12 protein-coding genes are annotated in these 13,329 nt (G+C 68.5%); 9 read left to right on the top strand and 3 right to left on the bottom strand.

Translation table 11 applies throughout. From position 1 onward, the window contains the following. Positions 1-11 precede the first annotated feature (11 nt). From WJM96_RS04890 to WJM96_RS04925, 8 genes are read left to right on the top strand one after another with little or no spacing between them, the layout of a single operon-like run. Positions 12-956, top strand: coding sequence for a Bug family tripartite tricarboxylate transporter substrate binding protein (locus WJM96_RS04890; RefSeq protein ID WP_424811302.1), 945 nt, complete (start codon positions 12-14; stop codon positions 954-956). Next, positions 953-1,435 carry a tripartite tricarboxylate transporter TctB family protein gene (locus tag WJM96_RS04895; protein WP_424811303.1) on the top strand — a complete coding sequence of 161 codons (483 nt, stop codon included), beginning with the start codon at positions 953-955 and terminating at the stop codon, positions 1,433-1,435. The genes WJM96_RS04890 and WJM96_RS04895 overlap by 4 nt, the downstream gene beginning before the upstream one ends. Positions 1,436-1,485: 50 nt before the next feature. Beyond that, positions 1,486-2,952, top strand: a complete 1,467-nt coding sequence (locus tag WJM96_RS04900; protein ID WP_424811304.1) for a tripartite tricarboxylate transporter permease — start codon at positions 1,486-1,488, stop codon at positions 2,950-2,952. 47 nt (positions 2,953-2,999) lie between these two features. After that, a complete protein-coding gene (locus tag WJM96_RS04905; protein ID WP_424811305.1) occupies positions 3,000-3,950 on the top strand; it encodes a tripartite tricarboxylate transporter substrate binding protein in 951 nt (316 codons plus the stop codon). Positions 3,951-3,975: 25 nt separating this feature from the next. Beyond that, positions 3,976-4,830 carry an enoyl-CoA hydratase-related protein gene (locus WJM96_RS04910; RefSeq protein ID WP_424811306.1) on the top strand — a complete coding sequence of 285 codons (855 nt, stop codon included), beginning with the start codon at positions 3,976-3,978 and terminating at the stop codon, positions 4,828-4,830. Between the two features lie 2 nt (positions 4,831-4,832). Further along, positions 4,833-6,662: an AMP-binding protein gene (locus tag WJM96_RS04915; protein ID WP_424811307.1), complete on the top strand. Its 1,830-nt coding sequence runs from the start codon at positions 4,833-4,835 to the stop codon at positions 6,660-6,662. Between the two features lie 11 nt (positions 6,663-6,673). After that, a complete protein-coding gene (locus WJM96_RS04920; RefSeq protein WP_424811308.1) occupies positions 6,674-7,864 on the top strand; it encodes an acyl-CoA dehydrogenase family protein in 1,191 nt (396 codons plus the stop codon). Between the two features lie 9 nt (positions 7,865-7,873). Beyond that, positions 7,874-8,992, top strand: coding sequence for an acyl-CoA dehydrogenase family protein (locus WJM96_RS04925; protein WP_424811309.1), 1,119 nt, complete (start codon positions 7,874-7,876; stop codon positions 8,990-8,992). 5 nt (positions 8,993-8,997) lie between these two features. On the opposite strand, the gene WJM96_RS04930 is transcribed toward WJM96_RS04925, so the two are convergent. From WJM96_RS04930 to WJM96_RS04940, 3 genes are all read right to left on the bottom strand, one after another. Further along, the gene (locus tag WJM96_RS04930) at positions 8,998-9,687 is read right to left on the bottom strand and encodes a GntR family transcriptional regulator (protein WP_424811310.1); all 690 of its coding nucleotides are present in this window, start codon (positions 9,685-9,687) and stop codon (positions 8,998-9,000) included. Between the two features lie 53 nt (positions 9,688-9,740). After that, positions 9,741-11,480, bottom strand: a complete 1,740-nt coding sequence (locus tag WJM96_RS04935; RefSeq protein ID WP_424811311.1) for a thiamine pyrophosphate-binding protein — start codon at positions 11,478-11,480, stop codon at positions 9,741-9,743. 64 nt (positions 11,481-11,544) lie between these two features. Next, complete coding sequence (locus tag WJM96_RS04940; protein WP_424811312.1) at positions 11,545-12,486, bottom strand: Bug family tripartite tricarboxylate transporter substrate binding protein; 942 nt, start codon at positions 12,484-12,486, stop codon at positions 11,545-11,547. Between the two features lie 174 nt (positions 12,487-12,660). On the opposite strand from WJM96_RS04940, the gene WJM96_RS04945 reads away from it, so the two are divergent. Continuing rightward, on the top strand, positions 12,661-13,308 hold the full coding sequence (locus tag WJM96_RS04945) for a TetR/AcrR family transcriptional regulator (protein WP_424811313.1): 648 nt from the start codon (positions 12,661-12,663) through the stop codon (positions 13,306-13,308). Positions 13,309-13,329: the final 21 nt, after the last annotated feature.

Here is a 13,329-nt window from a genome sequence, read left to right on the forward strand (position 1 = left end):
TGGAGATCGCGATGAAGCGCAGAGGCCTGATCCTCGCCCCATCCTTGCTGGCGGCACCAGCCCTGGCGCAACCGCGTTGGCCCGATCGCGAGATCCAGGTGCTGGTTCCCTTCGGCGCCGGCGGTTCCACGGATGTGTCCGTTCGCGCCATCTGCGCCGAGGCGGAGAAGATCCTCAACGTGCCGATGCAGATCGTGAATCGCACGGGCGGGCAGGGCACGGCGGCGCCGCAGCAGGTCGCGCAGTCGCGGCCGGACGGCCACACGATCGGCAGCGCGGCCATGTCCGGCCTCGCCATCGCGCCGCATATGCTGGAGGTCGGCTACAATCTCGACAGCTTTTCCTACCTGCCTGGGACGGCGCGTTTCCTCTATGGAATCGGCGTTCGGGCCGATAGCCCCTACGGCACCATCCAGGATCTGATCAACGCGGCGAAGGCACGGCGCATCACCTTCAGCGCGACCGGCCCGCCCAACAACCTTGGCCTTTTCGAGCTGAACCGGAAGGTCGGCACGCGCTTCGGCTTCGTGCCCTTCCAGTCGGGCGCGGAGGCGGTGACGGCAGCGATCGGCGGCCATGTCGAGGCGACGTCGCAGACACCGCCCGAGATGATCCCCGCCATCCAGTCCGGGCGCCTGCGGATGCTGGCTTCCGCCAGCCCTGCGCGCTGGAAGGAGTTCCCGGACGTGCCGACGCTGCGCGAGTCCGGTTTCGATGTCGTGATCGAAAGCCTGCTCGGCTTCGTGGCCCCGAAGGGTGTCCCGCCCGAGCGCCTGGCCACGATCGGCGAGGCCATTCGCCGCGCCGCGGCCGCGCCGGTGGTGGAAGAGGCGCTGGGCCGCTTCGGCATGGTGCCCGCCATCCTCTCCGCGCAGGATTTCGAGGCCGCGATCCGCACGGGCTTCACGCGATACGGCGAGCAACTTCGCGAAGCCGGGCTGGCGCGACGGACATGAGAGCCCATGTCCGCGCCGTCGGCATCGCCGGGCTGATCTTCGCGGCCCTGGCGGGTTGGGAGGCCTCGCGCCTCCAGGCCTGGTCGCAGTTCGACGGCCCGGGGCCGGGCCTGGTGCCGCAGATCCTCGCGGCGCTCATCGGCATCGCGGCGCTCGGCGTGATCGCGGCGCCGGGGGATGGCGAGTTGGAGGGCGGTACGGAATCGCCGCTGCGCTCGCGCTGCTTCCTGGCCTATGGCGCGGCCATGCTGGGCGTCGCCATCGCCTTGCCTTATGCGGGCTTCACCATCACCGGCTTCGTCGCCACGCTGCTCGTCGGCCGCTTCGGCGAGAACAGGAGCTGGGGCGAGGCCTTGCTCTGGGCCCTGCTTCTGGTCGCCTCGATCGTGCTGCTCTTCGGCACGGCGCTCGGCGTTCCCTTCCCGACCGGCCCGATGGAGCGCGTCCTCGCCTCCCTCGGGCTGCTGCGGCTCGGTTGAGGGAGGGCGCTGCTATGATGGACGGCCTTCTCCAGGGTTTTTCGGTTCTGATGACCTTCCAGAACCTCAGCCTGTGCCTTCTCGGCGCTGTGCTGGGGACGCTGGTCGGCGTGCTGCCGGGCCTGGGCCCGGCGACGACCATCGCGCTGCTGCTGCCGATCAGCCTCAAGCTCGACCCAACGGGCGCTATCATCCTGCTCGCCGGCATCTACTACGGTGTCGCCTATGGCGGCACCATCACCTCGGTGCTGATGCGGATCCCGGGCGAGGCGTCGTCCGTCGTCACCTGCATCGACGGCTATGCCATGGCCCAGAAGGGCCGCGCCGGCGCGGCGCTCGGCATCGCCGCGATCGGCAGCTTCATCGCGGGCACCTTCGGCGTGCTGGGCGTGATGCTACTCTCGCCGCCGCTCGCCGAGATCGTCATCGCCTTCGGGCCTTGGGAATACGCGGCGCTGATGCTGGCCGGCCTGTCGCTCATCGCCTTCTTCGCCGCGTCGGGCGTGGCGAAGGCGGGGCTTATGGCCCTGGTGGGCCTGTTCCTCGGCTCGGTCGGGCTGGACCCGATCACGGGTACGCCACGCTTCACCTTCGGCCTGCCGGCGCTGGTGGACGGGATCAACATCGCGCCGCTGGCGCTGGGCCTCTTCGGGCTGTCGGAGCTGCTCTTCCTGGCACTGGGTGGCGACAAGAAGCCGGAGATCATCCGTGCGCCCTCGCGCGTCCTGGGCTTCATGCCGAACAAGCGGGAATGGCAGCGCAGTGCAGGGCCGATCGCGCGCGGTTCCGTCCTGGGCTTCTTCGTCGGCCTGCTGCCTGGCGGCGGCGCGGTGCTGGCCTCCTTCCTCTCCTATGCCGTGGAGAAGCGGATCACCAAATATCCCGACGAGTTCGGCAAGGGCGCCATCGAGGGCGTGGCGGGGCCGGAGGCCGCCAACAATTCCGGCACGGCCGGCGCCTTCATCCCGCTGCTCACCCTCGGCATTCCGTCCAATGCCGTGACGGCGCTGCTGCTCGGTGCGCTGCTGGTGCACGGCGTGCAGCCCGGGCCGATGATCCTGGAGCGGCAGCCGGAGCTCTACTGGGGCGTCATCGCCTCGATGTATCTCGGCAACCTGATCCTGCTGATCCTGAACCTGCCTTTTGTCGGCTTCTTCGTGAAGGCGCTCGAGGTGCCGCGGCGCTACATGGCGACGACGATCCTGCTCGTCTGCGTCATCGGGACCTGGAGCACGGGGCTCAACCACTTCGACGTGCTGCTCGCAGCCGTCTTCGGCATCGTGGGGTTCCTGTTGCGTCGCGCCGGCTTCGATCTCGGGCCGCTGGTGCTGGCCTATGTGCTCGGGCCCACGCTGGAGCGGTCCCTGCGCCAGGCGCTGCTGATCTCCGATGGCGATCTGACGGAGGTCGTGGGCCACCCGATCGCGCTCGGCTTCCTCATCGTCGCGGCGCTGGTGCTGCTGAGCGGCCTCGTGCTGCGCAAGCGGCCGGCGGTCGTGCAGGACGGAGGTTCCTAGAAGACCAATGCGGACCGGAAAACCGGCCGCTTCCGAGGGAGGATGACATGCTCAGTCGACGCAAACTGATGGCCGCGGGCGGCGGCCTCGCCGTGGCCGCACCCGCCGCGCGGGCCGCGCAGTTCCCCGAGCGCGAGATCGTGGCCTATGTCCAGTACGCGGCAGGTGGCTCGACGGACATCGCCGTGCGCGCTCTGACCGCGGAGGCCGAGAAGGTCCTCGGCGTGCCCATCCAGGTGGTGAACCGGCCGGGCGGGCAGGGGACCGTAGGCCCGCAGACCGTCGCCTCGGCGCGGCCGGATGGCTACACGATCGGCGTTGCCGGGCTCACCAGCATTTCCGTCGTGCCGCATCTGCTGGAAGTCCCGTACAACCGCGACAGCTTCACCTACCTGGCCGCCTTCGCGGGCTATCGCTACGGGCTTGCGGTGCGTGCGGACAGCCCGTTCCGCAGCCTTGCGGACCTCATCCAGCACGCCAAGACTCGGCGGACGACCTTCAGCGCGACCGGGGCGCCCAACAATCTGGGCGCCTTCGCGCTGGCACGCCTGTCCGGCGCGCGCTTCCAGTTCGTGCCATTCCCATCGGGCGCCGAGGCCGTGACGGCTGCACTCGGCGGCCATGTCGACTTCGTGCTGCAGGCGCCGCCCGAGATCCTGCCTGCCGTGCAGTCCGGCCGCGCCCGGCTTCTGGCATCTGGCTCCGCCGAGCGCTGGCCCGAGCAGCCCGAGGTTCCGACCTTCCGTGAGCTCGGCTTCGACGTGGTGGTCCAGGCGACCGCGGGCCTCGTTGGCCCCGCCGGCATTCCGGAGGACCGGGCGCGGCTGCTCGGCGAGACCTTCCTCCAAGTCGCGCGCTCGCCCGCCTACCACGCCGCACTGGATCGCATGGGCATGCTCCCCGAGCCGATCGACGGCGCGGAATTCGAACGGCGGGCGCGCGAGCTCTTCGTCACCGCCGGCCAGTCGCTCCGCGAGGCCGGGCTGGCCCGCCGCTGATCCCTTTCCCAACAAGGAGGCCACCATGTCCGACCAGGACGTCCTGCTGATCGACAATCCCGCGCCCGGCGTACGGCGCCTGACGATGAACCGCCCCGAAAAGCGCAACGCGCTCAACAATCCGCTCCGCAAGGCGATCTTTGATGCCGTGACCGATTCCGACCGTGACCCGGAGGTGCGCGTCACGATCCTGCGCGGCGCGGGGCCGAGCTTCTGCGCCGGCTACGACCTTTCGGCCAACAACGCCGTGGACCAGCCCTACTACACGGCCCAGGGCATCTGGCCGTGGTCGCGCCAGGTCGTCGAGGGCTGGTTCCGCATGTGGGATCTCGCGAAGCCCGTGATCGCGCAGGTGCACGGCTACTGCCTGGCCGGCGGCAGCGAGCTCGCGACGGCCTGCGACCTCGTCTACGTCGCCGAGGACGCGAAGATCGGCTATCCGCCGACGCGCCTCATGAGCCCGCCGGACATGCAGTTCCATCCCTGGATGATGGGCATGCGCCGGGCCATGGAGATGTACCTGACCGGCGATGCGATCACGGGCATCGAGGCGGCTCAGGACGGTTTCGCCAACCGCGCCTTCCCTGCCGACCGGCTCGACGAGGAGGTGGTGAAGGTCGCCATTCGCGTGGCGATGACGCCGTCGGACCTCCAGCAGATCAACAAGCGATCCGTGCACCGCGCCATGGAGGCGATGGGCATGCGTGACGGGCTGCGCGCCGGGACGGAGCTGCAGGCGCTCGCCTTCTGCACCGAATCGAGCCTGGAATACCGAAAGCAGTTCAAGCGCGACGGCAAGAGCGTCTCGGGCCTGTTGAGCCAGCGCGATGCGCCCTTCGGCGACTACCGCGAAACCGGCAAGACCGCGGCAGACGACTGATCATGAACCCCAAGGTGATCCTGCCGCCCCGGGCGGTCGATCTGGACCGGCGCGCGGACGGCACGATCATCATGCGCTGCCCGACGCCCATCGGCGAGTACGCGCCGCATATCCCCGCCTATTTGCGGCATTGGGCCGGCGAACGCCCGGAGCAGGTGTGGCTCGGCCAAAGGCGCGGGCCGGAGCGCGCCTGGTCCCGCCTGACCTATGGCGAGGCGCTTCCGTTGGTGGATCGCCTGACCCAGGCTCTGCTGGACATTCCCGGGGCCCAGGGACGCCCGCTCATGATCCTGAGCGGCAATTCGCTGGAACATGCGGCGATGATGTTCGCCGCGATGCAGGCCCGCATGCCGGTGGCGCCCGTCTCTCCCGCCTATTCGCTGGTCAGCCGTGACCATGCGAAGCTTCGCTACATCTTCGGCATCGTGAAGCCGGCCGTCGTCTTCGTGCAGGACGGGCCGCCCTTTGCGGCGGCGCTGGATGCCCTGGACCTCGACGGCGTGACGCTGGTCCATGTGGAGCGGCCGGTGCCGGGCCGTTCCAGCCTGCGTTACGGGGAGCTTGCCGAAACGGTGGCAACCGAAGCTGTCGCGCGCTCCATCGCCGCTATCCGGCCCGAGGATCCGGCGCGTATCCTCTTCACTTCGGGCTCCACGGGCCGGCCGAAGGGCGCGATCAACACGCATGCGATGAACTGCTCGAACATCACCGCGAACGAGCAGCTTCGCGGCCGGATGCCGGGGTCGCCCCCTCCGGGCGTGCTGGCCTGGCTGCCCTGGAACCACACGATGGGAAGCTCCTCCACGCTGCTGCGGTTCACGGCGGAAGGCGGGTCCATCCACATCGACGATGGCCGCCCGGTCCCCGGGCAATTCGAGGAGACGGTACGGAACCTCAAGGAAATCCCTATCACCTACTTCTCCAACGTGCCGGCCGGCTACGCCATGCTGACCAACGCGCTGGAGGCCGACGAGGAACTGGCGCGCGTCTTCTTCAGCCGGCTCGAAACCATGGGGTATGGCGGCTCCACCCTTTCCAACGACCTCTATGAGCGGCTGCAGCGTCTTTCGATGCGCCACTCGGGCCAGCAGATCTTCTTCACCACCGCTTGGGGCGCGACGGAGCTGGGCCCCAATGCCGTGACCGTTTCCTGGGTGACGCGGCGTTCCGGCATTATCGGCCTGCCGCTGCCGGGCTTGGAGATCAAGCTGCTGCCCAATGGCGACAAGTACGAGATGCGCGTGCGCGGCCACGGCGTGACGCCCGGCTACTGGAACGAGCCGGATCTGACGCGCGCCGCCTTCGACGACGAAGGCTTCTACATCACCGGCGACGCAGGCCGCTTTGTCGACCCGGATGACGTTTTGGAGGGTCTCGAATTCGCGGGCCGCATCGTCGAGGACTTCAAGCTGGACACGGGCACCTTCGTCCATGCGGGGCCCTTGCGCGTCGCAGCCATCGCCGCGGCTTCGCCCGTGCTGCAGGACGCGGTGGTCACGGGCCACGACCGGAGCTTCGTGGGGCTGCTCGCCTGGATCAACCTGCCCGGCGCGCGCGAGCTTGCGGGCCTGCCGGAGGCCGATGTGGCGGCCTTGATCCGCCATCCGGCGATTATCGCCCGCATCCGCGAGGGCCTGCGCGAGCATGGGCGCAACGCCGGCTCCAGCGGCCGTGTCAGCCGCGTTCTGCTGATGGAGGAACCGGCCTCGATCGACGGCAATGAGCTGACGGACAAGGGTTACATCAACCAGCGAGCGGTGCGCGAGCGCCGCGCGGGGCTTGTCGAGCGCCTGCACGCGACGACCCCCGATGCCGACATCATCGTGATCTGAGGAGCACCCACATGCCCGAGCTGCAAAGCTTCCGCGCCGAGACGCGCGCCTGGTTGGAGGCGAACTGCCCTCCCTCCATGCGAACGCCGGTGCCCGACGACGAGATCGTCTGGGGCGGCCGCAACGCCAAGTACAAGAACCCGGAGAGCAAGCTGTGGCTCGACAGGATGGCGGCGAAGGGCTGGACCGCGCCCACCTGGCCCAGGAAATACGGCGGCGGCGGCCTCACCGAGGAGCAGGCGGAGATCTTGCGCGAGGAGATGAAGGCGTTGGGTTGCCGCGCTGCGCTCAACAGCTTCGGTCTCACCATGCTCGGGCCCACCTTGCTGGAGTACGGCACCGAAGCCCAGCGCGAGCAGCACTTGCCGCCGATCGTGCGCGGCGAGATCCGCTGGTGCCAAGGCTACAGCGAACCCGAGGCGGGCTCGGATCTGGCCGGGCTGCGGACGCGCGCGGTGCGGGATGGGGATGACTTCCTCGTCAACGGCCACAAGATCTGGACCTCCTACGCGCATTATGCGGACTGGGCTTTCTGCCTGGTCCGCACCGATTTCGACGCGCCGAAGCACCAGGGCATCAGCTTCCTGCTGATCGACCTGACTTCGCCCGGTGTCCGCGTCTCCCCCATTCGCCTCATCAGCGGGCTGTCGCAGTTCTGCGAGACCTTTCTCGAGAATGTCCGCGTTCCCGCCGGGAACTTGATGGGGGAAATGAACAAGGGCTGGACCATCGCCAAGCGGCTGCTGGAGCATGAGCGGAAGTACCTGGCGCATTTCAGCGACCGGCATCATTCGCGCACGGAGCGGACGCTCATCGACATTGCCAAGGAGGGCGTGGGCGAGCGCGGCGGGCGCATTGCCGATCCCGTCCTGCGCGATCAGATCGCGGCCTACATGATGGAGGACGAGGCCTTCCAGCTCGTTCGCCGCCGGATCGCCGAGGAAGCGGAAGCGGGGCAACCGCCGGGACCCGCGTCGGCCATGGTCAAGCTCGTCGCGACGGAACTCAACAAGCGGCGTCTGGAGCTTGCGGTCGCGGGCGCCGGTACCGAGGGCTTCGGCTGGGAGGGTGGCGACAACGATCCGCAGGACATCCAGCTGGCGCGCGACTGGCTGCGCTCGAAGGCGAACTCGATCGAGGGCGGCACGTCGGAGATCCAGAAGAACATCATCGCCAAGCGCGTGCTTGGCCTGCCGGATTGAGGAACCGCCATGACCATCGCTCTCTCCGCCGATGCGCGGATGATCCAGGACCAGGCCATCGATTTCTTCGCCGAGCGCAGCCCCGTGCGCTCGCTCCGCCAGCTGCGGGATGCACGCGATGCCGAGGCCATCTCGCGCCCGCTCTGGCAGGAGATGGCGGATCTCGGATGGCCGGGCTTTCTCGTGCCGGAAGCTCATGGCGGCAGCGGCTTCGGCCATCTGGGACTGGGCCTCGTTCTGGCCGCCGCGGGGCGGACCCTGGCCGCGACGCCCCTGCTCTCGACCGCGATGATCGGGGCGAGCGCACTTCTCCTGGGCGGCGATCAGGCGCAGCAGGCGGCGCACCTGCCGGCACTGGCGGCAGGCCGAAGCCTTTTCGCGCTGGCGGTGGATGAAGGCGCGCATCACGAGCCGGACCGCATCGAAACCAGGCTGCGGCGGGACGGTCCCGGCTTCGTGCTGGATGGCGCCAAGCGCTTCGTGCCGGATGGAGGGGTTGCGGATGTGCTGATCGTCGCGGCGCGGCGAGAGGACGGGAACATCGCGCTTGTCCTGGTGCCCGCCGATGCGCCCGGCCTTGTCCGGCAGCGGCGCTGGATGGTGGACAGCCGCAATGCCGCCGCGCTGACCTTCGATGGCGTGCGTCTGGAGCCTTCCGCGCTGCTGGCCCAGGGAGGCCCGGGCCTCTTGGAGATGCTGCTGGACCGTGCGCGGATCGGCCTCGCGGCGGAGATGCTGGGCACCGCCGAGGAAGCTTTTGCGCGGACGGTGCAGTACCTCAAGGACCGGCGCCAGTTCGGTGTGCCCATCGGCTCCTTCCAGGCGCTGAAGCACCGGGCGGCGGAGATGTTCTGCTCACTGGAACTCGCCCGCGCGGCGGTGCTGGGTGCGCTCGAGGCGCTGGATGCGGATTCGCCGGCGGTGCCACGGCTGGCGAGCCTCGCGAAGGCCCGGGCAGGTGATGCGCTGCACCTGATCGGAAACGAGGCCATCCAGATGCATGGCGGCATCGGCATGACCGACGAGCACGAGATCGGCTTCTTCCTCAAGCGCGCCCGCTTGGCGGAGGCGACGCTGGGCGACAGCCGTTTCCATCGTGACCGCTATGCGGCCATCGCCGGCTTCTGAGCCTGTCAGCCCGACAGGTGCTCCAGCAGGTTCGCGCCGCCCTTCAGGATATCCTCCCGGATGGCGGCCGCGGCGGCGGCGCCGTCGCGCTTCCGAAGCGCCTCCAGCACCAGCGTGTGCGGATGCGGCTCGGAGACTGTGAGGTTGCTGTGCGCGAAGAGGTAATTGAGGAACGGCCCGCTCTGGGACCAGAGGCTTTCCACCACTTTCAGAAGGCGCGGCATGTCGGCGGCGGTAGCGAGGCCGATGTGGAACGCCTCGTTCCACCGCAGCGCGGCCGCAAAGTCGTTCTTCGCCTTGGCGGCGGTCAGCTTCTCATGGACCTGCGCCAGCTTGGCGATGCCAGCGGCGGAGATCGCGGCGGCCGCGCGCTCCGCGCCGAGCCCCTCGACGACCATGCGAAGATCCCGCAGCTCCAGATAAGCGGAGCGGGTCAGTACCGGGACTGAGATGGAGCGGCCCGCCTGCATCTCCAGCGTGCCCTCGGTGACGAGCTGCAGCAGCGCCTCGCGCACGGGCGTGAGGCTCGTGCCGAGGCGCGTGGCCAGGGTCCGGCCGTTCAGCCGCTCGCCGGGCTGGAGGTGGCCGGTCATCAACGCCTTGCGGAGCTTGTCATAGGCGATGGCGCTCAGGCTCTGCCGGCCGATGGGGTCGAGCACGCCTTCCTTCGCCGCCTTTGCCTTCGTGGCGCCCATGCGCGCGCTTTTGCCTCGATTCGTTTGGGAGAGGGAACCAGTTGGCACCTGGCTCAGCCTTTCGCAAGCGGCGAGGTCATGTCGATGTAGGACGTTCCGAGCGAGGTCCGCACGTCGATGACGGTGGGAACGCGGGCGGTCAGCGCGGCCTGCAGGGCCGGCGCCAGCTCCTCCGGCGTCTCCACGCGATGGCCCGCGCAGCCCATGGCGGCAGCGATGGCGGCGAAGTTGAAATCCTGGAACTCGGCGGCGAAGGGGCCCCGGGAATGCAGCGACCAGCCGAGCGCGCTGTTGTTGAAGACTACGACGATGACCGGGATGTCGTTCTCGATCGCGGTCAGCAAGCCGTTCATGGTCATGGAGAAGCCGCCGTCGCCGCAGATCGCGACCACCGGCCGGTCCGGATGGATCAGCTTGGCCGAGAGCGCCGCGGGTATGGCGAAGCCCATCGGCCCGGCGCCGGCGGCCATGATGAAATGGCCCGGCCGCCGCGTCTGGTAGAGATGCATCATGAAGATGCGGTTCTCCCCGGCGTCGCAGCAGACCATCGCATCCTCGGGAAGATGGCGATGCAGCTCCCCGATGATCCGCTGCGGCAGGACCGGCGCGCCTGGGGCGTCGTATTCGGCGATGTCGAAATGGCCGTGCGCCTGGCGGTATGCCGCGACGCGCGCTTCGCCGGCCTCGCGGCGGCCCTCGGGCAGCAGGAGCAGCAGCTGGGCCATCACCGCCCCGGCATCGCCCAGCAGCTGGTGCTCGGCCGGGTAGGTCCATGCGGCGTTCTTCGGCTCCACGTCGATCTGGACGAAGACCTGGCGCGTGGGGTCCAGCAGTGCGGTGTTCTCGCGCGCCGTGTCGGAGGCGGTGAGCTTGGAGCCGGCGACAAGCACGAGGTCCGCCTCCGCGACCGCCGCATTGGCCGCAGCAGTGCCGAAGGTGCCGAAGACCCCGAGGGCGAGGGGATGGACCTCCTCCAGCACGCCTTTTCCGGACGGTGTGGTCACGACGGGCGCGCCCATCCGCTCCGCAAGGCGCCGCAGGGCGTCGAAGGCCTGCGACATGCGGACGCCGTTGCCGGCGATGATGACGGGCCGTGCGGCCGCGGCGATGGCCGTGGCGGCCGAGGCGACGCGCGCGGGTTCGGCAGCCGTGGGCGCGGGCGGCAGGTAGTGGGCCGTGGGGTAGAGGCGCGGGCGCGTCTCCGGCCCCACCTCGCCGGCCAGCGCCGAAAGCGACAGCAACACGGCGACGGGCCCGGGCTCGCCCGCCATGGCATGCTTGATGGCGAGCTGCGTCGCCTGCACCGCCATGCCCGGGTCGAGCGCGGAAAAGACTTGTTTGGTGATGCCGCCGAAGCTGCGGCGGGCATCCCAGCTGCCGTAGTCGCCAGTGCCGGACTGGTAGGGGCCATGCAGCGAATAGCCTGGGGTATCGCTGAAGTCGGTCAGCAGCAACATGGGCGAACTGGAGAAATAGGCCTCGATCGTTCCGATCAGGCCATTGCCCAGGACCCAGGGGCCCTGGCCCAGCACCACGCCCGGCCTGCGGGTCAGGCGGCCATAGACCTCCGCCATGACGGCGGCGAGGGATTCCTCGCGGACGAGGATGGTACGAATAGCGTTCTGCTGGCGCGAGAGGGCGCCGAAGACCGTGCCCGTATGGCCTCCGGAAATGCCGAAGACCAGGTCAATCCCGGCCTCCTTGAGGACGAGCGCGATGGCATCGGGAGTGGGAATCCGCTCGTCCGTCATCAGGGAGATCATGAAGGCGTAGCTCCGGAAATGCCGCGTCACGCGTTATATCGCATAATGCGCGGCGGGCCATCCGGAGCGGCATTCAGGAAACGGGCGTGGCGGATTACTCCAGACGGATGCCGCGCGCCGCCACCAGCTCACCCAGCTTGGATGTCTCTTCCCTAAGCATTGCGGAAAACGCCGCCGGGCTCAGCACGAAGGGCTGCATGTCCGGGGTCAGCCGGGCCTTCAGCCCTTCGCTCAGCAAGGCCGTGCCCACGCTGCGGTGCAAGCGTTCGGCGACCGGCCCCGGCACGCCGGCCGGCAGCATGAGACCGTGGAAATAGCTGTAGTCGATCGGGAAGCCCGCTTCGGCGAAGGTCGGCAGGTCGGGCAGGGCGGAAATGCGTTGGGGCGTCGAGATGCCGATGATGCACGCGGTGCCTGCGCGGTGTTGCTCCAGCACATTCATCGTGGAGACGCATACCGCGGGCAAGTTGCCGGCGATCATGTCCGTGACGGCGAGCGTTTCGCCCCGATAGCCGACATTCTCCAGCTCGATGCCGGAGGCGCCGCGCAGCATCTCCATCAGGATCTGGCCGGTGCTCGCATTGCCCAGCGTGCCATAGCTCAGCTGGCCCTGGCGCTTTACGTAGTCCACGAACTCGCGGACGTTGCGGACCGGGACGTCGCGGCCGACGGCCAGCACCATTGGCGCCTTGAAGGTCGGCGAGAGAGGCAGGAAGTCCGTCATCTTGTACGACAGGTTGGCGATGAGCAGCGGGTTCAGCGTCATCGCCGCGTAGAGCATGTAGCCGATGGTGTATCCATCCGATGCCGAGCGGGCGATGGCCTCGCTGGCCAGGATGCCATTCGCGCCGGGACGGTTCTCGACCACCACGGGCTGGCCGAGTTCGGCCCGCATGGTTTCGGCGAGGTAGCGTGAGATGGTGTCGGAGATACCGCCCGCTGCTACCGGCACGATGATCCGCAGGGGGCGATCGGGGAAGCGCCCCTGGGCCAGTGCGGGGGCCGATAGGCCGGCAAGGGCGCCTGCGAGACTCACGCGACGTGATAAGCTGAGCGGCATGGACAATTCCTCCGGACATTTATCGGGCTCTGGCCCGTGATTTGCCCCGATGAAGCCCTGTGACTTACTTACACGTCAAGATCTATGTCCCGCGTGCCGGGTGGAGGATATCGGATGAAAGAGCCCACGGAGGCCCCCGGCCGCGTTCCCATGCGCGACGAAATCAAGCGCGTGGCGACGCGATTGCTGATGCTGCGCGGCTACCGGGGAGTGAGCTACGGCGACATCGCCCAGGAACTCGAGATCACCACGACCAACATCCACTATCATTTCGGGCCTAAGGCGCGGCTCGTCGCGACCGTCATGCACGACTACATCGAGCAGGTGGGCGGGCGATTCCGGGGCATCTGGACCGCGCCCGGGGTCAGGCTTTCCACCAAGGTCGAGTCCACCATCGCGTTCAACCGGGAAGCGTTCACCCGCCTCAATCCCACGGGCGGCGAGGGGAATTCGTGGAGCCTCATCACCCGCCTCTCGGCGGAGGGGGAGGCGTTGGACGATCTGATGCGGGAGCGGATCGTCGCCTTCCGCCGCGACATCCACGCGAGCGCCATCACCGGCATGGAACAAGCCGTGGCCGCGGGCGAATTGCGGCCGGATACGCCCTGCCCACAGCTCGGGCGGCTCATGGCGAGCTGCTTTCTCTACGCTGTCCATATCACGCGCGACAGCGGCGGCTTCAGGGGCCTGACGCAGCACTACGCCACGCAGTTGGACCTGATCGAGCGGAGCTGGGGCTCGAAGACCAACGACCTGGTAGCACCCGAGAATGCGCCACAGAGACTTATTGACAGGTAAGTTTCCTGACCGGTACCCTTC

Origin of the sequence: Roseococcus sp. YIM B11640, assembly GCF_049727625.1 — a bacterium.
Lineage (GTDB): Bacteria > Pseudomonadota > Alphaproteobacteria > Acetobacterales > Acetobacteraceae > Roseococcus.

Bases quoted from the DNA above. Each gene is read 5' to 3' on its own strand.
- WJM96_RS04890 (WP_424811302.1), top strand. From the start codon at position 12: ATGAAGCGCAGAGGCCTGATCCTCGCCCCATCCTTGCTGGCGGCACCA.
- WJM96_RS04895 (WP_424811303.1), top strand. From the start codon at position 953: ATGAGAGCCCATGTCCGCGCCGTCGGCATCGCCGGGCTGATCTTCGCG.
- WJM96_RS04900 (WP_424811304.1), top strand. From the start codon at position 1,486: ATGACCTTCCAGAACCTCAGCCTGTGCCTTCTCGGCGCTGTGCTGGGG.
- WJM96_RS04905 (WP_424811305.1), top strand. From the start codon at position 3,000: ATGCTCAGTCGACGCAAACTGATGGCCGCGGGCGGCGGCCTCGCCGTG.
- WJM96_RS04910 (WP_424811306.1), top strand. From the start codon at position 3,976: ATGTCCGACCAGGACGTCCTGCTGATCGACAATCCCGCGCCCGGCGTA.
- WJM96_RS04915 (WP_424811307.1), top strand. From the start codon at position 4,833: ATGAACCCCAAGGTGATCCTGCCGCCCCGGGCGGTCGATCTGGACCGG.
- WJM96_RS04920 (WP_424811308.1), top strand. From the start codon at position 6,674: ATGCCCGAGCTGCAAAGCTTCCGCGCCGAGACGCGCGCCTGGTTGGAG.
- WJM96_RS04925 (WP_424811309.1), top strand. From the start codon at position 7,874: ATGACCATCGCTCTCTCCGCCGATGCGCGGATGATCCAGGACCAGGCC.
- WJM96_RS04930 (WP_424811310.1), bottom strand. From the start codon at position 9,687: ATGGGCGCCACGAAGGCAAAGGCGGCGAAGGAAGGCGTGCTCGACCCC.
- WJM96_RS04945 (WP_424811313.1), top strand. From the start codon at position 12,661: ATGCGCGACGAAATCAAGCGCGTGGCGACGCGATTGCTGATGCTGCGC.